General features: G+C 65.8%; 15 protein-coding genes. 8 read left to right on the top strand and 7 right to left on the bottom strand.

Annotation, left to right across the window (positions count from 1 at the left end):
* Positions 1-30 precede the first annotated feature (30 nt).
* The 4 genes from ACSQ22_RS23490 (at position 31) to ACSQ22_RS23475 (ending at position 4,477) form a co-directional block, all read left to right on the top strand.
* Positions 31-1,029, top strand: a complete 999-nt coding sequence (locus ACSQ22_RS23490; protein WP_436131713.1) for an ABC transporter substrate-binding protein — start codon at positions 31-33, stop codon at positions 1,027-1,029.
* Positions 1,030-1,227: 198 nt separating this feature from the next.
* Positions 1,228-2,058, top strand: coding sequence for an ABC transporter ATP-binding protein (locus ACSQ22_RS23485; RefSeq protein ID WP_436131712.1), 831 nt, complete (start codon positions 1,228-1,230; stop codon positions 2,056-2,058).
* Positions 2,055-2,990, top strand: a complete 936-nt coding sequence (locus ACSQ22_RS23480; RefSeq protein ID WP_436131711.1) for an ABC transporter permease — start codon at positions 2,055-2,057, stop codon at positions 2,988-2,990. The genes ACSQ22_RS23485 and ACSQ22_RS23480 overlap by 4 nt, the downstream gene beginning before the upstream one ends.
* A gap of 101 nt (positions 2,991-3,091) precedes the next feature.
* A complete protein-coding gene (locus ACSQ22_RS23475) occupies positions 3,092-4,477 on the top strand; it encodes an FAD-binding oxidoreductase (protein ID WP_436131710.1) in 1,386 nt (461 codons plus the stop codon).
* A 171-nt stretch (positions 4,478-4,648) separates the two neighbouring features.
* On the opposite strand, the gene ACSQ22_RS23470 is transcribed toward ACSQ22_RS23475, so the two are convergent.
* Positions 4,649-5,371 carry an alpha/beta fold hydrolase gene (locus ACSQ22_RS23470; RefSeq protein WP_436131709.1) on the bottom strand — a complete coding sequence of 241 codons (723 nt, stop codon included), beginning with the start codon at positions 5,369-5,371 and terminating at the stop codon, positions 4,649-4,651.
* Between the two features lie 161 nt (positions 5,372-5,532).
* Here ACSQ22_RS23470 and ACSQ22_RS23465 point away from each other — a divergent pair, with 161 nt between their 5' ends.
* The 3 genes from ACSQ22_RS23465 (at position 5,533) to ACSQ22_RS23455 (ending at position 12,976) form a co-directional block, all read left to right on the top strand.
* The gene (locus tag ACSQ22_RS23465) at positions 5,533-9,030 is read left to right on the top strand and encodes a DUF2126 domain-containing protein (RefSeq protein WP_436131708.1); all 3,498 of its coding nucleotides are present in this window, start codon (positions 5,533-5,535) and stop codon (positions 9,028-9,030) included.
* A 160-nt stretch (positions 9,031-9,190) separates the two neighbouring features.
* Positions 9,191-11,836 (top strand): circularly permuted type 2 ATP-grasp protein, encoded by a 2,646-nt coding sequence (locus ACSQ22_RS23460; RefSeq protein ID WP_436131707.1) that lies wholly within the window; start codon positions 9,191-9,193, stop codon positions 11,834-11,836.
* A 168-nt stretch (positions 11,837-12,004) separates the two neighbouring features.
* On the top strand, positions 12,005-12,976 hold the full coding sequence (locus ACSQ22_RS23455; RefSeq protein ID WP_436131706.1) for a transglutaminase family protein: 972 nt from the start codon (positions 12,005-12,007) through the stop codon (positions 12,974-12,976).
* On the opposite strand, the gene ACSQ22_RS23450 is transcribed toward ACSQ22_RS23455, so the two are convergent.
* The 6 genes from ACSQ22_RS23450 to ACSQ22_RS23425 all read right to left on the bottom strand — a co-directional run bounded on the left by ACSQ22_RS23450 (position 12,942) and on the right by ACSQ22_RS23425 (position 18,032).
* Entirely contained in the window at positions 12,942-13,901 is a 960-nt protein-coding gene (locus ACSQ22_RS23450) for an alpha-E domain-containing protein (RefSeq protein ID WP_431150365.1), read from the bottom strand. The genes ACSQ22_RS23455 and ACSQ22_RS23450 overlap by 35 nt on opposite strands.
* Before the next feature lie 142 nt (positions 13,902-14,043).
* Positions 14,044-15,219 carry a zinc-binding metallopeptidase family protein gene (locus tag ACSQ22_RS23445; RefSeq protein WP_436131705.1) on the bottom strand — a complete coding sequence of 392 codons (1,176 nt, stop codon included), beginning with the start codon at positions 15,217-15,219 and terminating at the stop codon, positions 14,044-14,046.
* 169 nt (positions 15,220-15,388) lie between these two features.
* Positions 15,389-15,706: a BON domain-containing protein gene (locus tag ACSQ22_RS23440; RefSeq protein WP_055395483.1), complete on the bottom strand. Its 318-nt coding sequence runs from the start codon at positions 15,704-15,706 to the stop codon at positions 15,389-15,391.
* 109 nt (positions 15,707-15,815) lie between these two features.
* Positions 15,816-16,208 (bottom strand): hypothetical protein, encoded by a 393-nt coding sequence (locus ACSQ22_RS23435; protein WP_436131704.1) that lies wholly within the window; start codon positions 16,206-16,208, stop codon positions 15,816-15,818.
* 54 nt (positions 16,209-16,262) lie between these two features.
* A complete protein-coding gene (locus tag ACSQ22_RS23430; protein ID WP_010463174.1) occupies positions 16,263-16,427 on the bottom strand; it encodes a DUF1328 domain-containing protein in 165 nt (54 codons plus the stop codon).
* Positions 16,428-16,625: 198 nt separating this feature from the next.
* On the bottom strand, positions 16,626-18,032 hold the full coding sequence (locus tag ACSQ22_RS23425) for a sensor histidine kinase (protein ID WP_121420923.1): 1,407 nt from the start codon (positions 18,030-18,032) through the stop codon (positions 16,626-16,628).
* 124 nt (positions 18,033-18,156) lie between these two features.
* Between ACSQ22_RS23425 and ACSQ22_RS23420 the strand changes: the two genes are divergently transcribed.
* Positions 18,157-18,789, top strand: a complete 633-nt coding sequence (locus ACSQ22_RS23420; RefSeq protein WP_010463169.1) for a response regulator — start codon at positions 18,157-18,159, stop codon at positions 18,787-18,789.
* The last annotated feature ends 85 nt before the right edge of the window (positions 18,790-18,874 follow it).

The following is an 18,874-nucleotide window of genomic DNA, read 5'->3' as shown; positions in this document are numbered from 1 at the left end:
CCACCTCCACCACCCTACCGGAGTACCACCATGATGAAGACCGCCTCCCGCCATTCCAAACTTGGTGCAGCCGCGCTGCTCGCTGTTGGTGCCGTCGGCACCATGCAGGCCCACGCGCAGGAAAAGTTCACCTACATGACCAACTGGTACGCGCAGGCCGAGCATGGCGGCTTCTACCAGGCGGTGGCCACGGGCCTGTACAAAAAGTATGGGCTGGATGTGACCATCAAGATGGGCGGCCCGCAGGTCAACATCGTGCAGATGATGGCCGCCGGCCAGGCCGAATGTGTAATGGGGTCGAGCGACCTGCAGATGATCCAGATGCGTGAAGGCGGTGTGCCCGTGGTCAACGTGGCGGCCGTGTTCCAGAAGGACCCGCAGGTGCTCATCGCGCACGAGGACGTGAAGAAGTTCGAAGACCTCAAGGGCAAGACCATCCTGATCGCCTCGTCGGCCCAGCGCGGCTACTGGCCCTGGCTGAAGGCCAAGTACGGCTTCACCGATTCGCAGACCCGCCCCTACACCTTCAACATCCAGCCCTTTGTCGCTGACAAGAACTCTGCCCAGCAGGGTTACCTGACGTCCGAGCCGTTTGCGATTGCCAAGGCGGGCGTGAAGGCCAACACACTGATGTTCAGCGACCACGGCTACCCCGCCTACGCCACCACCATCTCGTGCATGGAAAAGACCGTGAAGGACCGCAGCGCCGCCGTGGCGTCGTTTGTGAAAGCGTCAATGGAAGGCTGGAAGAGCTACCTGAACGATCCAGCCCCCGCCAATGCACTCATTAAGAAAGACAACCCCAACATGACCGACGAGCAGCTGGCCTACAGCGTGGCCAAGCTCAAGGAGTTGGGCATGGCGACGGGCGGCGACGCAACCACCATGGGCATCGGCATCATGACCGACGCACGCGCCAAGGCCAGCTACGACTTCCTGGTGGACGCCAAGCTCATCGACCCTGCCAAGGTGAAGCTGGCCGAGACCTACACAACTTCGTTCGTCAAAGACCTCAAGGTTCTTCCTTAACACCCCCCTGGGTCGCTTCGCGCCTTCCCCCAAGGGGGACAACGCCCTCGCTGCGGGGCGGCCCTTGCTCGGCGTTCGCTGGCTCGGGCCGCGCCAGTTTCCAGCGGCTGGCGCCAAGCCAAGCGCTACGACAGATAAGCCCCATCGCCCTGACACAGCGGCCAGCCTCCCCGGCCACATCCATCGAAAGGCACCACCATGTCCATTCCCGCTGCCTCGCCACCTCTGGCACCCGCGCCGCGCCCCACACCCGCCGTGGAGGTGCTCTCGGCCGAAAAAACCTACCCCAATGGCACCCAGGCCCTGCTGCCCGTGGACCTGACCGTTGAGGAAGGCGAATTCGTCACCCTGCTCGGCCCCTCGGGCTGTGGCAAGAGCACGTTGCTAAAAATGGTGGCGGGCCTGCTGGAACCCACCGACGGCCGCCTGCACCTGTGGCGCAAGCCCGTGGCGCAGCTGGAAGAAAGCGGCAAAAAGATGGCGTTTGTCTTCCAATCGCCCACGCTCATGCCCTGGGCCAGTGTGCAGACCAATGTGCGCCTGCCGCTGGACCTGGCGGGTTTACCCCGAAAGGACGCGGATGCCCGCGTGACCGAAGCACTGGCACTGGTAGGGTTGTCGAAGTTTTCCAAAGCCCTGCCCCGCGCGCTGTCGGGCGGCATGCAGATGCGCGTGTCGATTGCGCGTGGCCTGGTCACGCAGCCCGACCTGCTGCTGATGGACGAGCCCTTTGGCGCGCTGGACGAAATCACGCGCCACAAGCTCGACGCCGATCTGTTGGACCTGTGGCGCAAGAAAAAGCTCACCGTCATCTTCGTGACGCACTCGATCCACGAGGCGGTGTTCCTCTCCAGCCGCGTGGTCATGATGGCCGCACGCCCGGGCCGCGTGGTGGAAGAGGTCCACATCGACGCACCCTACCCCCGCACAGCCGACTTCATGGTGTCGCCCGAATTCAGCCGCTACGCCAAGCAGCTGCAAGACAGCCTGCTTCGCGCGAGCGTGGACACTGAGGAGACGGTGGCATGAGCACCCCTTTCCCTTCCGCGCCGATGGCATCGCCGGTGGCAGCACCCGTGGTGACGTCAAGCCCCACAGCCACGGCGAGAACGGCCACACCGCAGGCCGCCCCTGCCAAGCCCGCCGCCAAGGCCACACCCAAACGACCACCGCTCATGGCCCAGCCCCGCGTGCAACGCGTGGTGTACCCCCTGCTCGTCGGCATGGTGCTGGTGGCGCTGTGGCAGGGCCTGGTAACAGGGCTGGAGCTACCGCCCTACCTCGTGCCCTCGCCCATCCTCATGATGAAGACGCTGTTCACCGACTGGGCTGCGTTGGGTGGCTCGCTGTGGGTCACCGTCAAGATCACGGTGCTGGCCTTTGTGGTGGCCACCGTGGCGGGTGTGCTCATCTCGTTCCTGTTTGTGCAGAGCAAACGCATCGAGACCGCGCTGTTCCCCTACGCCGTGCTGCTGCAGGTCACGCCCATCGTGGCCGTGGCGCCGCTCATCATCATCTGGGTGAAGGACCCGACCGCGTCCATGGTGATCTGCGCCGCACTGGTCGCCCTGTTCCCCATCATCAGCAACACCACGCTGGGTTTGCGCAGCGTGGAGCCTGACCTGCAAAGCTACTTCCAGCTCAACCGCGCCACGCGGCTGCAGACGCTGCTGCGCCTGCGCATCCCGAGCGCGCTGCCCTACTTCTTTGGCGGGCTGCGCATTTCCAGCGGCCTGGCGCTCATCGGCGCCGTGGTGGCGGAGTTTGTGGCGGGCACCGGGGGCCAGGGTGCGGGGCTGGCGTACCAGATTCTGCAGGCCGGCTTTCAGCTCAACATCCCGCGCATGTTTGCTGCACTGCTGCTGATTTCGCTCACTGGCGTCGCCTTGTTCGTGCTGATGGCCTGGCTCACCCGTGTCGCCCTGGGCGGCTGGCACGCCAGCGAAACGTCGCACGACTAGCCCTTTCAACCCCATCGCCAACACACCGCGCGCAGCCACTGGCGCGCGGCAAGGGCTTTCTTTTGCCCAAAACGGCCACCAGCGGCCAAGGAGATACCGACATGACCACCACCGCCCATCAACTGCCCGACCTGCTGCCCGGCCTCGACTGGATCGCCGACCCGCTGCGCGTGGGCCGCCTCTCACAGGACTTTGCCTGGTTCAGCCCCGTGCTCAAGCGTGACCTGGCGGGCAAGCGCGGCGACATCGCCGTGCGCCCGCGCACCGAAGCAGAAATCCGCCAGGTGGTGGCCGCCTGCGCCAGCGCGGGCATTCCCCTCACCGTGCGCGGCAGCGGCACCGGCAACTACGGGCAAAGCACGCCGCTGCACGGCGGCGTGATCCTGGACCTGTCGGGCTACAACGCGTTTGGCTGGGTGCGCGGCGGTGTGGGCCGCGCGCAGTCGGGCATCCGGCTGGCAGACTTTGATGCGCAGGCCAAGCCCCATGGGCAAGAGCTGCGCTGGCTGCCCAGCACCTACCGCAGCGCCACGCTGGGCGGGCTGTTTGGCGGCGGCTTTGGGGGGGCAGGCTCCATCAACCACGGCCCGCTGGCCGCGCCCGGCAACGTGCTGGCCGTGCGTGCGATGACGGTGGAGCCCGAACCGCAGATCATCGAACTGCACGGCCCCGAAGCCATGCTGCTGCACCACACCTACGGCACCAACGGCATCGTGCTGGAGCTGGAAGTAGCCCTGGCCCCTGCCGTGGAGTGGACCGAATGCATCGCTACCTTCGACAAGTTTGACGACGCGCTGGAATTTGCCGACCGCTTTGGCAGCGCCCCCGGGCTGGAGAAAAAAGAGGTGTGTTTTCTGGCCGCACCCATCCCGCAATACTTCACCAGCCTGGCCGAGCACTTGCCCGCCGACCAGCACGCGGTGCTGACGCTGGTAGCCCCGCACTCCGAAGCCGGCATGCGCGATATGGTGGCTCAGCACGGCGGCCAGATTACCTACCGCAAGACCGCCGACGAAGTGGCCGGCAGCCACAAGACGCTGCTCGAATACACCTGGAACCACACCACCCTGCACGCCCTCAAGGTGGACAAGGGCCTGACCTACATCCAGAGCGGCTTCAACCCCATGCACCGCCTCAAGCAGGTGAAGGCGCTGGAGGCTGCGCTGAAGGGCGAGGTGATGATGCACCTGGAGTTCTTGCGCACCAAGGAAGGCGCCTTCAACTGCAGCGGGCTGCAGATCATCCGCTACACCACCGAGGAGCGCCTGAACCAGATCATGCAGATCTACCGCGACCACGGCGTGCAGATCAACAACCCGCACGTATACATCGTGGAAGACGGCAAGCAGAACCACCTGGACCCGGCCGTGGTGGGCATGAAGCGCCGCTTCGACCCGCAGGGCCTGCTCAACCCCGGCAAGCTGCGCAGCTGGTATGCGGCAACACAATTGGCGCCCGAGACAAAGCCAGCGCGACAAACTGCCTGAGAGCGCCTCACAAACTTCCCTGGCGTCGTTGTCCCACCTTGCCGTACTCCTTGTACTGCCTGAGGCCGAACGTCTAGGGATGGCCGCTTCGCTGAGTTTTTTGAGCCGCTCTAAGTCCATCCCGCCCACCACTGCGCCCTCGTCCACAAGGCGAGAGGAAGGAAGCTCAGGTCAGATCCATCCGCTGCGCGCCAACCACTGCACCAGCAGCCGTGTCACCGTTTCAGGTTGCTCCATGGTCAGCATGTGGCCGCTGTCCGGCAAGAGGTGGTGCTCAGCACCGGGCACCAGCGCCGCAATCTCAGCCGAACATTCGGGCGGCGTGAGCTGGTCAGCCTCGCCGCATACCACCAGCACCGGGCAGGCCACGCCGGGCAGGTGCTGGCGGGCATCGGGCCGATGGATGACGGCGCGGTTCTGGCGAACCAGGTGGGAGGCGCCTGCGTCCAGCACAAAGTCGAGATAGGCCTGCACCAGCTCAGGCCGCGTGGCGTTGTCAGGATGAAAGGCAAAGGCCACGTTGGGCTCGATCACTTCGCGCAGGCGGCCTTGTTCAAAGAGTTCGATAGCGGCTTCGCGCAGCGCCCGCATATCCGGCGTCTCGGGCCGCGCGGTGGTGCCCAGCAGCGCGAGCCCGGCCACACGCTGCGGCGCTTGGCGCGCGGCTTCCATGGCGATCATGCCGCCCATCGATGCACCGGCCAGCACCAGTGGCCCCGCGTGCTGTGCCAGCAGCCGGGCGGCAAAGTCCTCGATGGTGTGCAGACCCACATCCTGGTGGGCCGTGGCGACAGCGGGGCGCAGCGCGGCGGGCAGCAGCGGCAGCACGCCGCGCCACATGCGTTCATCGGCCGCGAGGCCGGGCAGGAGCAGAAGGTGGGGGGAATGGGACATGGGTGAATCAGGGCATCACCAAGTTGGTGCGCGGTCAGCAAAAGGGAGACAGCCTCGGGAGCGGGGCATGGACCGCACATTGTGAACAGCCGATGACCGCTTGTCACCGCCCCCGGAATAGTTGCCCGCGATGGCTCGGGACTTGCTAGCATGGCCTGCATATGCCCATCCACGCCGCGCTCCACCACGTCACGCATTACCAATACGACCGGCTGGTAGGCCTCGGGCCGCAGACCATCCGATTGCGGCCCGCGCCCCACTGCCGCAGCAACGTCATTTCGTATTCGCTCAAGGTCGAGCCTGCGCAGCACTTCATCAACTGGCAGCAGGACCCGTTTGCCAACTACCAGGCGCGGCTGGTCTTCCCCGAGAAGACGCGCGAGTTCAAGGTCACCGTGGATCTGGTGGTGGAAATGGCGGTGTACAACCCCTTCGACTTCTTCCTGGAGCCCGAGGCCGAGAACATCCCTTTCAAGTACAGCAGCGATGTGCAGCAGGAGCTGGCGCCCTACCTGGCCACCGACCCGATGACACCGCTGGTGCAGGCCTATCTGGACAAGGTGGACCGTAGCAAGCAGCGCACCATCGATTTCCTGGTCAAGCTCAACCAGCAGGTCTCGCAGGACATCCGCTACCTGATCCGCCTGGAGCCCGGCGTGCAGACACCCGAGGAGACGCTGCAAAAAGCCAGCGGCTCGTGCCGCGACTCCGGCTGGCTGCTGGTGCAGCTGCTGCGCCACCTGGGGCTGGCGGCGCGGTTTGTGTCGGGCTACCTGATCCAGCTCACGCCGGACGTGAAGGCGCTGGACGGCCCCAGCGGCACCGACCACGACTTCACCGACCTGCACGCCTGGTGCGAGGTCTACCTGCCCGGCGCAGGCTGGATCGGCCTGGATGCCACCAGCGGCCTGATGGCGGGCGAGGGCCATATCCCGCTGGCCTGCACACCCCAGCCCTCGGGCGCCGCGCCGATTGAAGGCGGCGTGGACAAGGCCGAGGTGGAGTTCAGCCACGAGATGCGCGTGACGCGCATCTTTGAATCGCCCCGCGTGACCAAGCCCTACACCGAAGACCAGTGGCAGGCCGTGCTGGCGCTGGGCGAGCGGGTGGACGCCGACCTGGTGGCGGGCGACGTGCGGCTGACGATGGGCGGCGAGCCCACCTTTGTGGCCGTGGGCGACCGCGACGCGCCCGAGTGGAACACCGATGCCCTGGGCCCCACCAAACGCGGCTTTGCCACCGAACTCACGCACAAGCTGCGTGCCGAATATGGACAGGGCGGCTTCCTGCACTTTGGCCAGGGCAAGTGGTACCCGGGCGAGCAGCTGCCGCGCTGGGCGCTGTCGATCTGCTGGCGCGCCGACGGCCAGCCCGCGTGGCAGAACCCCGCGCTGTTTGCTGACGAACGCGACCCATCCCACTACACCAGCGCCGACGCCGAGCGTTTTGTGCGCCACCTCACGCGCAAACTGGGCGTGACGGACCGCTACATCCAGCCCGGTTATGAGGACACCTTCTACTACCTGTGGCGCGAGCGGCGCCTGCCGGTCAACGTGGACCCGTTTGACGCGCGCCTGGACGACGAGCTGGAGCGCGCCCGCCTGCGCCGCGTGTTCGAGCAAAAACTCGACAGCGTGGTGGGCTATGTGCTGCCGCTGCAGGCAGGCGAAGGCGCGGGCACGCTGGCGGGCAGCGTGTGGAGTACCGGGCCGTGGTTCTTCCGCGATGACCGCATGCTGCTCATCCCCGGCGATTCGCCCATGGGCTACCGCCTGCCGCTGGACGCCCTGCCCTGGGTGAAGGCATCGGACACCGAGCACCTGATCCCGCAAGACCCGACCGCGCCCCAGAGCCCGCTGGCCGCAGCCACCACGCTGCGGGCGCGGTATTCCGTGCCATCCGGCCCCGTCACTGGCGACCGCGACCTGCCCTACCTGGCAGGCGCCACCGCTCCTGGCGAGGCACGGCGCGTAACGCAGAGCACTGCGGGTGGTGATAACGCGCGCCTGTCCGGTCAGCCCGACCCGCATGCGGGCGTGCAGCCACCCGGCAAGTTCCAGTCCGCCGCAGGCCTGTCGCGCACGGCGCTGTGCGTGGAGGTGCGCGACCCACGCCGCGCCAGCGGCCCCAAGGCCGAGAAGGTGGGCGAGAAATACGGCGTGCTCTATGTCTTCATGCCGCCGCTGTCGCGCCTCCATGATTACCTGGACCTGCTGGCCGCCATCGAAGCCACGGCCGAAGAGCTGGGCATGAAGATCGTGCTGGAAGGCTACCCGCCGCCGCGCGATGCGCGCCTCAAAGTGCTGGCAGTCACGCCCGACCCGGGCGTGATCGAAGTGAACATCCACCCCGCCAGCCATTGGAAGGAGCTGGTGCAGCACACCGAGTTTCTGTACCAGGCCGCGTGGGAGACGCGCCTGTCGGCCGAGAAGTTCATGACCGATGGCCGCCACACCGGCACCGGTGGCGGCAACCACTTTGTGATGGGCGGCGCCACACCGGCCGACTCGCCCTTCTTGCGCAAGCCCGAGCTGCTGGCCAGCCTGCTGCTGTACTGGCACAACCACCCCAGCCTGAGCTATCTGTTCAGCGGCCTGTTCATCGGCCCCACCAGCCAGTCGCCGCGCGTGGACGAGGCGCGCAACGACCAGCTGTATGAGCTGGAGATTGCACTGCGCGAGATCGAAACCAACCGCGCAACCTATGGCCAGGACATGCCGCCCTGGCTGGTGGACCGCACACTGCGCAACATCCTGGTGGACGTGACGGGCAACACCCACCGCAGCGAGTTTTCCATCGACAAGATGTTCTCGCCCGACAGCAGCACCGGCCGCCTGGGCCTGCTGGAGCTGCGCGCCTTTGAGATGCCGCCCCACGCCCACATGAGCGTGGTGCAGCAGCTGCTGCTGCGCGCATTGATCGCCCGCTTCTGGAAGGCGCCCTACCGCGCGCCCGCCGCCCGCTGGGGCACAGAGCTGCACGACCGCTGGATGCTGCCCACCTTCATCCAGCAGGACATGCACGACGTCCTGGCCGAGATGAACGCCGCAGGCTACGCGTTTGACGCGGCCTGGTTTGCGCCGCAGTTCGAGTTCCGCTTCCCCATGGTCGGCACCGTCCAATCGATGGGTGTGGAGCTGACCCTGCGCAACGCGCTGGAGCCCTGGCATGTGATGGGCGAGGAAGGCTCGGCCGGTGGCACGGTGCGCTATGTGGACTCGTCGCTGGAGCGCATCGAGGTGCGCGTGACGGGCATGAACGAAAGCCGCCATGTGGTCACCGTCAACGGCCAGCCGCTGCCCCTGCAAAGCACAGGCACGACCGGCGAGTTTGTGGCGGGTGTGCGCTACAAGGCCTGGAACCCGCCCTCGGCCCTGCACCCCACCATTGGCGCCCACGCACCGCTCACGTTCGACATCGTGGACACCTGGATGAACCGCTCGCTCGGCGGCTGCCAGTACCACGTGGCACACCCGGGCGGGCGCAACTACGACACCTTCCCGGTCAACGCCTATGAGGCCGAAAGCCGCCGCCTGGCGCGCTTCTCGCGCATGGGGCACACGCCGGGGCGGCTGGCGGTGCCACCTGCGACCATTGAACTGCCGGGCAGCCGGGAGTTTCCGTTCACGCTGGATCTGCGGCGAAAGATGCGGAGGTAGAGAAGCCCCCCTGAGTCGCTGCGCGCCTTCCCCCCAGGGGGACGGCGCCCTTGCTGCGGGGCGGCCCTTGCTTGGCGTCCCTGGTAGGGATCGCGCCGGTTTTGAAGGCTGTGGGTTACCCGCAGAGTGTTGTCGACCAAATGCCCGAAAATCGAGCGCAGTGAACCACCTCAACGACAGCCTCCCCACCCCCGACCCTTCTGACAGCGCAGCCCAGTTGGCGGCTGCACTGGCGCCCGCTGCGGCGGCCGGGCATTTTGACGAGCTGCGGGGTGCCAGCGTGGCGGACGCCCCTGGTGCTGCCACTGCATCAGTCACTTCCAAATCAATAGCAAACAAGCCAGATATCACTGGCGCCTGGGCCCAATTCTTCGATCAATTGGGGCCCGAGGGCTTCCAGGACCTGGACCGGCGCATGCAGAGCCTGCAGCGCCAGGTGCGCGACAACGGCATCACCTACAACGTCTATGCCGACGCCGACGGCCCGCAGCGGCCCTGGTCGGTGGACCTGTTCCCGCTGATCCTTTCGCAGGTCGACTGGGCACACATCGAGCGCGGCGTGCTGCAACGCGCACGCCTGCTCAACCGCGTGATGGCCGACGTGTATGGCCCGCAGGAGCTGCTGCGCAAAGGCCTGCTGCCCAGCGCGCTGGTGCAGGGCCACCCGGGCTACCTGCGCGCCATGCATGGCGTGCAGCCCGTGGGCGGCACCCATTTGCACATCGCGGCGTTCGACATGGCGCGCGATGCGCAGGGCGACTGGTGGGTGGTGACGCAGCGCACGCAGGCGCCCTCAGGCCTGGGATATTTGCTGGAGAACCGGCTGCTCATCTCGCGCCTGTTCCCCGAGGCGTTCAGCCAGATGCATGTGCAGCGCCTGGCCGCCACCTACCGTGCGCTGCTCGACGGGCTGCGGCAGATGAGCCCGGCGGGGGCGGATGCGCGCATCGTGCTGCTCACGCCCGGCCCGTACAACGAGACCTACTTTGAGCACGCGTACCTGGCGCGCTACCTGGGTCTGACGCTGGTGGAGGGCAACGACCTCACCGTGCGCGACGCGCGCCTGTACCTCAAGACGCTGCATGGCCTGCAGCCGGTGCACGGCATCCTCAAGCGCCTGGACGACGAGTTTCTGGACCCGCTGGAGCTGCGCAGCGACTCGCGCCTGGGCGTGCCCGGCCTGCTGCAGGCCATCCGCGCGGGCAACGTGCTGGTGGCCAATGCGCCGGGCTCGGCGTTTCTCGAATCGTCGGCGCTGCTGGGCTTCATGCCCGCGCTGTCGCGCCACCTGCTGGGCGAAGAGCTGGCCCTGCCGTCGCTGCCCACCTGGTGGTGTGGCGAGCGCTCGGCCATGCAGGCGGTGCTGCCGCAGCTCGCGCACAGCGTGATCCGCCCCACCTGGCCCATGGCGCAGCGCGTGCCCGTGCTGGGCGGTGCGCTGTCGGCACAAGACCTGGCGCAGTGGTCCGCTCGCATCGAGGCCCAGGGCGACGAGTACACCGTGCAGGCCCACCTGCCGCTGTCGCAAATGCCCACCTGGCGCAGTGACGCCGCAGAGGGTGCGGGCCAGGGCGGTGGCCCCATCGCCCCCCGCTCGGTGATGCTGCGCGTGTTTGCGGTGTGCGACGGCCCCGGCTCGTGGCGCGTGTTGCCGGGCGGGCTGGCCCGCCTGGCCCAGGGCGACAGCGGCATTACATCCATGCAGCGCGGCGGCAGCAGCGCCGATGTATGGGTGCAGACAGATGGCCCCGTGGACACCACCACGCTGCTGGCCCACAACCAGGCCGCGCCCGCCGTGGTGCACCGCAGCCGCCAGGTGACCAGCCGCGCGGCCGAAAACCTGTTCTGGCTGGGTCGCTACACCGAACGCACCGAGAACGTCACGCGCCTGGCGCGCATCACGCTGCAATGCCTCAATGGGGAGGACCAGACCTCGCAGCCGCTGCTGACCTGGCTGAGCGCCATGGGCGTGAGCCAGGGGCTGGTGCTGCCGACCGTGCCTGCGGCCGGGCAGGCACGGCGCGTGTTCGAGCGCTCGCTGATCGCCGGGCTGACGCAGCCCGCGCAGGTGACCAGCGTGGGCTACAACCTGCGCGGCATCCTGGGTGCGGCCTCGGCCGTGCGCGACCGTTTGTCGCAGGAACACTGGAACCTCATCGTGCGCGCCGAGGCGGAGTTTTTTGCGCCCCGCACAGGAGCCGAAGACGACGGCGACTATTCGCCGCTGGACGCGCTGCGCCAGCTGGAAGGCCTGAGCGGCCACACCGCAGCCATGACGGGCCAGCAGACCGACCGCATGACCCGCGACGACGGCTGGCGCCTGCTGTCCATCGGGCGCCACCTGGAACGCCTGGGCTTTCTGGCCTCGGCGCTGGAAAGCGGCCTGCAGACCGGCGCCGTGCACGATGAAGGCGGCTTCGAGGCCATGGTGGCACTGTTTGACAGCACCATCACCTTCCACGCGCAGTACCAGCAGCGGCGCGACATGCCCGCCCTGCTGGACCTGCTGGTGATCGACCGCGACAACCCCCGCTCGCTGGCCTGGGTCGCGCAGACGCTGCGCGGGCGCATTGCCAAGATCGAAGCGGCCGCCGGTACGCCCGGAGAGTCTGCGGCCACGGGCATCCCCGAAGCGTCCGACCTGTCGCTGGTGGCCCTGTGCGCGCAGGATGCCGAAGGCCGCCATGCCGCGCTGGAGGATTATCTGGGCCAGTGTGTGCGGGGTGTAATGGGCTTGTCGGATGTGCTGGCCACGCGCTACTTCACCCACTCCATCGATGCGTTGCGGCACAGCGTAGGAGCTTGATATGGGACACCCCCCTGAGGCGCTTCGCGCCTTCCCCCCGCTCTCGCATCCCTGCGCGATGCGGGCAGGGGCACGCAGCCTTTGCTGCGGGGCGGCCCTTGCTCGGTCGCCCTCGCCTCGGGCGTGCCAGTTTCGCACCCTGCGTCCGACTTCAAGGCCTGGATTTTTATGAAACTGCGCGTCATCCACGAAACGGTGTACCACTACAGCCCGGCGGTGCAGAACGCCCAGCACATGGCCCATCTGCGCCCGCGCACCGGTGTGGTGCAGCGCGTGCTGACCCACAGCCTGCAGGTGGACCCCGCCCCAACACAGTGCAACATGGTGCAGGACGTGTTTGGCAACACCCGCGCGTTCTTCAGCCTGCCGTTCACCCACGAGCAACTGCGGGTGCGCGCCGAAAGCCTGCTGGAGACCCTGCCCGTGCCCGCCGCACCGCCCGGCGAGCCCTGGGAGGCCGTGCGCGAGCGCCTGGGTTATCGGCGCGGCCAGCCCTACCACGCGGCCACCGAGTTCAGCTTTGCGTCGCCCTATATTCCCCGGCATGCCGACTTTGTGGCCTATGCCGCCGAGAGCTTTGCACCCGGCCGCCCGCTGATGCAGGCTGCCCGCCACCTGATGTCGCGCATCCATGCCGACTTTGCCTACACCTCCAACGCCACCGACGCGGGCACGCCCGCGCTCGAATCGCTGCGGCTGCGCCGGGGCGTGTGCCAGGACTTTGCCCACGTGATGATCGGCTGCCTGCGCAGCCTGGGCCTGGCGGCGCGGTATGTGAGCGGCTACCTGCTGACCGAGCCCCCGCCCGGACAACCCCGGCTGGTGGGGGCCGATGCCTCGCACGCCTGGGTGTCGGTGTGGTCACCGGCAGCCGACGAAAGTGATGGCGCATCAGACGACAACACCTGGTTTGACCTGGACCCCACCAACGACCGCGCGGCGGGCGAGGACTACGTGACCCTGGCCATCGGCCGCGATTTTTCGGATGTGTCGCCGCTGCGCGGCGTGATCCACGGCGGCGACCACCATGTGCTGCAGGTGGGCGTGACGGTGGAGCCGGTGCCCGCCGCTACGGCCGCTGCGCCAGACGCGCCAGATACGCCCCTCACACCGCCGCAGGCACCAGAAAATCCCGGCTGATCCGCGCACCCAGGTCGTTCACCCGCTCCAGAAACTGGGTGAGGTAGGCGTGCAGTCCATGGGTGAGGATTTCATCGATGCGTGCGAACTTGAGGTGCGCCAGCAGCCGCCCCGCGTGCCGCTGGGTCTCGGCCGACTGGCCGCTGCCCAGCATGTCGAGGTTGCCCAGCACCTCTTTCATGCAAGCGTGCAGTGAGCGGGGCATGTCGGCCCGCAGGATCAGCAGCTCGGCCACACGTTCGGGCGTGATCACGTCGCGGTATACCTTGCGGTAGGTCTCGAAGCCCGACACGCTGAGCAAGATGGCGCTCCAGTGGTAGAAATCGTAGTCTTGGTCCTGCGCCGTGGCCGCGCCCATGAAGTCGCTCTGCACCGCGTGAAACTTCACATCCAGCAGCCGCGCCGTGTTGTCGGCCCGCTCCAGAAAGGTGCCCAGGCGCATGAAGTGCAGCGCCTCGTCCTGCAGCATGGTGCCCACCGTCACACCCCGCGAGAGGTGCGATCGGAACTTCACCCATTCGAAGAATCGCGCCGGGTCCTGCTCCAGTGCACCGCTGGCGATCAGGCGGTTCACTTCGAGCCAGGTCTGGTTCTGGATCTCCCAGGCCTCGGTGTTGAGCGCACCGCGCACGGCCCGCGCGTTCTCGCGCGCGGCCTGCAGGCAGGCCAGAATGGACGAGGGGTTGGAAGGGTCCTTGACCATGAAGTCCAGCACCTTCGCCGGAGTCACTTCGCCATGCTGGGTGGTGTAGGCGGGCAGCAGCTCGCTGATGGACAGCAACCCTTGCCAGCCCTGCTTGGCGACCTCGGTCGATTGCGGCAGCAGCGCGCTCTGGTAATTCACATCCAGCATGCGCGCCGTATTTTCGGCGCGCTCGGTATAGCGTGCCATCCAGAAAAGATGGTCAGCGGTGCGGCTCAGCATGGTCGCGCCCTCCCTTGGCGTCGTGTGTGGCTCGGTACTGGCTGCTCAAGGGGTTTCAACAGCCCCATGGCAGATACCTAGCAAGTTCCAGGCCGCCGTCCTTGCCGCTCTTTGATGCAGGCAAAAAAAGGAAAAAATGGCGCTAGCGCACGTCCTTACTGGTTGTTTTGCTATTTTTTTTGACGTTTTGTTTGGGAACCGGTGCGGGCTGCGGAGCCGGAGCGGCGACTGGGACGGGCCGCCGGGCGGCTTCGCGCACCACGTCATGCACAAACCGCAGTTTGGCCAGCACCTCGCCTGCCAACGCAAACGGATAGGCATCTGGCTGCCCCAAGCTGCGGGTGAGGCTGTTGAGCAGCAGTGTCAGCGGCACCAGGTGCTGCACCATCGACTGGAAATCAGGCGCCGGGCTGGCAAACGGGTCGATGGCGCTGCTGCGCTGCGCCCCATAAATGCCCGGGATCGTGACCTCGGTCGCGTAGCTGGCCGACGTCTCCAGCAGATCGATCATGTGCAGATAATGGGCCCATGTTTCGGCCCAGTCTTCCCAGGGGTGGGCAGTGGCATAGGCGCTGACATGGTGGTCAGCCCAGTCGCCCAGGTCGTTGCCCTTGGCGTAGTGAGCCTCCAGCGCGGCGGCGTAGTCCTGGCGCTCATCGCCAAACATCTGGCGAAAATCTTCCAGGCGGCCGCCGTCGCGCACCAGCTGGTCCCAATAAAAATGGCCGGACTCATGGCGCAGGTGGCCAATCAGCGTGCGGTAGGGCTCACCCAGCGCGATGCGGCGGCGTGCGCGCTCATCGTCATCGGCCTCGGCCACATTCAGCGTAATCGTTCCGCTGTGGTGGCCCGTCAACACCGGCGGACCACCGGGCACCTCGGCCAAAAATTCAAAAACGGGTCCGGTGCGCCCGGGGGCGGGCTCCAGGCCCAAGCGGGCCAGGCTGTAAAACAGGCGCCGCTTGGCGGCCTCGATCTGCATCCAGCGGCCCATGTTCGCGGGCTCCGACAGATCGGGCAACACCCGGGTCTGGCGGCACGAGACACACAGTTCTGCATAGTCGTTGGCAGGCACGGCAAAGTTGCAGGCCTGGTGTTCGGTATGGTTGCGGCACATACGGTACAAGCGACCGCTGTAATCCGAGCCACCGCGCCCGCCCCGGCGGCGCCACAGGTCGGCGCCATCCTGCGGCGCAGGCGCCAGGGCCGCGATGGTCAACACATCGGGCAAAAATGCCAGCGCGCTGCCACAGTGCAGACACTGCACGCTGTCGAAAAAAACCAGATGACCGCAATGGTCGCAATTGAATACCCGCATGGTGTGGAGCTTATACCCGGTGGGGTGTGGCAAACGAGCAAGACCCAGGGGTATGCCTGCTGGCGCCCCATGAAAAAAGCAGGCCCCAGGAGGTACCCGGAGCCTGCTCAGCGGTCAGTGCCTATGCGCTACCGGCAGGAAGCCCGCAGCGCAATGTTCAGGCATCCGGTCAGGGACGAACCACGATGCTGTTGCGCACTTCACGCACATTCTTGGTGTTGCGTGCGATGGCTTCAGCCTGGTTCTTTTCAGCTTGCGACTTGGCAAAGCCCGAGAGCTGCACCGTGCCGTTGAGCGTTTCCACGCTGATCGAGGTGGCGGAGACGGATTTGTCTTCAGCCATTTTTGCCTTGACGGCGGTGGTGATGCCGGCGTCATCTACATAGGCGCCAACGGTCTGTTGTTCACGGGCCACCGAGCAGCCCGTGGCCGTGATGATGGTGATGCCAGCGACAGCGGCAAAGGCGAGTGCACGTGCGTATTTCATGGTGTTGTCCTTGTTTGAAAATGGTTGGGAACGCGGGTGCTGGAAGATTGCAATCTGCCGGTCTGTTGCACCCTCCGCGACCGGCGGACTGTAGGGATAGAGACAGGCTTCAGTAGGCGTGCTTGCGGCGCGACATCCAGAGCACCAGGGTTGCGAGCACGGCACCCGATGCTGCGGCGATTACGATCGATTTGCCGGGTTGCTCCGCCACATACTTGGTGGTGGCGTCTGCTGCATGCTGCATCTGGCGACGGGCACGGGCACTGGTTTCTGCGCAATAGCCGATGCTGCGGGCTGCCAGATCCTGGGCACGCGCTGCCAAGTCGTCAATGACGGGGTCGGTCTGGCTGCGGAGGGCACGTACGCCTTCTTCGGCTTTTTCCAGCGAGGTGTTGGCGGCCGTGCGGGTGGACTGCACGGCGTCTTGGGCGCTTTGCAGCACATCATCTGCGAGATGGCGTGCGCCGTTGGCAACTTTGTCGGTAGCGGTCTGGATACTCATGCGGAAACTCCTTGAAGGGGTGGATGCGGAATGCTTGGTTTCACGGCCGGGGCGTCAGCCCTTTTTGAGCAGACCCAGTACGAAGGTCACAACCGCCATGATGACGAACACGAAGAACAGAATCTTGGCGATGCCCACGGCACCGGCAGCAATACCGCCAAAGCCGAACAGGGCTGCGATCAGCGCGATCACCAGAAAAACAACTGCGTAGTGCAACATTTCTTTCTCCTTCTCCTCTTGAGGGGGCCGGTTGCCGGCGGGTGGGTTGGCACATGAATTTCAGCGCCTGGAATCGACTATAAGGAGCATGGAGAGTCAAAGATGCCGGTGCCCGGCGCGCCAGCCTGTCGGCGGCACAGCGGGCCGCCTGTAGGACGGCGCGCTGCGGCTCGCTATCCCTGGCCCAAGGCCGCTAGGTCAAGCGGCCAGAGAGGGCGGCTGCGACGACGCCTCGGCGCCATGGCGCTGCAGCGGGAGCACGGCAGAGACCAGGGTGCCGTTGCCCGGGCGCGAGGTGATGGACAGCCTGCCGCCCGCAGACTCCACGCGGTGGCGCATTCCCGACAGCCCGTGCGAGGTAGGACGCACCGTGGCGGGATCGAACCCCTCGCCATCGTCGCGCACCTGAACTGCCACATGCGTGGGGTAACCGTGTACCGACACCAGCACCTTGCTAGCTTTGGCGTATTTGCCGATGTTGGTCAACGCCTCCTGCACCATGCGGTACACCGTGAGTTGCGAGGCATCAGGCAACTGCACGGATTCCAGGCTCGTTTCCACTTCGATACCTGCGCGTTCGGCATATTCGCGGGTGAGGATCTCGATCGCGGCCGTCAGTCCGAGGTTGGAGAGCGATGAGGGCCGCAGGTCTTCAATGATGCGGCGCTTGAGCGCAATACCGCTGTTGAGCGTTTCGGTCAGGTGCTTGAGCCGCTCTGCCACCTCGGGAGCGTTGGCGTCGATCCTGGACTTGAGCCGCGCAACATCCAGCTTGGCCGCAGTGAGCAGCGCACCCAGCTCATCGTGCAGCTCGCGCGCAAGGTGCCCACGCTCATCTTCACGTACTTGCTGCAGATGGTTTGCCAGCTCGGAAAGAGTTGCGGTACGGGCCTTTACAAGGCCTTCGAGGCGGTCCCGTTCGCGCTCCAGCAGGGCCTGTTCGCGCTGGTTAACGACCTGCAGCGCCTGCGCCTGGCGCAGATACATGTAGAACGCCAGCAAGCCAATGACCGTCACCGTGGCAATACCAATGCGCGACAGCATGAGCGACTGCTCGATCTGGTCCTGGCCTTGTTTCACGTGCATGTCGCTGCGGGCAATCAACTCCAGCGCGTGCTTGCGGATGGCCTCCATGTGCTCCTTGCCCACGTCGGTATGCAGGATGAACTTCCAGGCATCTTCATTGCCCTGCCGGCGCAAACGCAGGCTCAGTTCCATCTCCGCGAGCTTGCGGGATATCTGCCGCGACAGCAGCGCAAATTCCTGCATGTCTTCGGGGGCATCCATGAACAGCCCGCGCAAGCCGTCCAGGTTGGTCTGCACGGTAGCCACCGCCTTGTCGTAAGGCTCCAGATAAGTCTCGTTGCCGGTGAGCAGATAGCCACGCTGCCCGGTTTCTGCGTCCAGCATGCTCTGCAGCAACAGGTTGACGGCCTTGCGCGTGTTCTGACCGTGGCTCATCTGCTCCACCGCATCTTGTGAGCGCATGTGACCCGTTTCGTTGATACCCACCAGCACCATCGCCGCCAGCAACGCCATGGGCAGGCTCAAGGCCATCTTGCGGACCTTGGGCAGCCAGATGCGGGTGTTTTCTTTAAGACTCATACGCGGTATTCTGGATAATGTGTGAAGACCGGGCACCACCCTGCCAACAGGGATGACGTGCCGGAGAAGCTTTCCAACCAACAAACATCAGGAGCGGCATCACCGCCCTGCGAAAGAAAGATCGATGATCAAGATTGGCATTGTGGATGACCACGCGATAGTTCGTTCCGGGCTGCGGCAGTTCCTGTCCGAGCATGTGGATCTGCGGGTGGAGGGTGAGGCCTCCAACGGCCGTGAAGCCATCGACCTGGTGCGCAACAAGGAAATTGATGTCCTGCTCATGGACCTGTCGATGCCCGGACAGAGCGGGCTGGATGCGCTGGCCATGCTGCGGGCCAAGGCCCCGGACATGGGTATCCTGATTCTGAGCGGCTACCCCGAAGAGCACTACGCGATCAACCTGATCCGCCAGGGCGCGAGCGGCTACCTGAACAAGGAGTGCGAACCCTCTGAAATCGTGGAGGCGATCCGCACTATTGCGCTGGGCCGCCGCTACCTGACGCCTGCCGTGGCCGAACTGCTGGCCCAGCAACTCAATCGCAAGGACGACGCACCGCCCCACGAGCAGTTGTCGGAACGCGAGTTCCAGGTGTTCCTCAAGCTGGCCAAGGGAGAGACGGCAGGCGATATCGCCAAGGCCTTGTCGCTCAGCGTCAAGACGGTGAGCACCTATCGCACGCGATTGATGGAAAAGATGAGCCTGTCGTCCAACAGCGATCTGACCTACTACGCGCTCAAGAACCGCTTGATTGACTGACATGGAGCAGTGGCCTCAGTCCGGGGTCATTGGGCCTGACTCAGCCCGCTGGCGAGAAGAGTAGAAAATAAAAAGCCCCGCCGCG

The sequence above is a fragment of the Acidovorax sp. LjRoot38 genome (assembly GCF_964252975.1).
Classification (GTDB): domain Bacteria; phylum Pseudomonadota; class Gammaproteobacteria; order Burkholderiales; family Burkholderiaceae_C; genus Acidovorax; species Acidovorax facilis.
The sequence above is the reverse complement of the archived record's forward strand: the minus strand, read 5'-3'. Positions and strand labels throughout refer to the sequence as shown.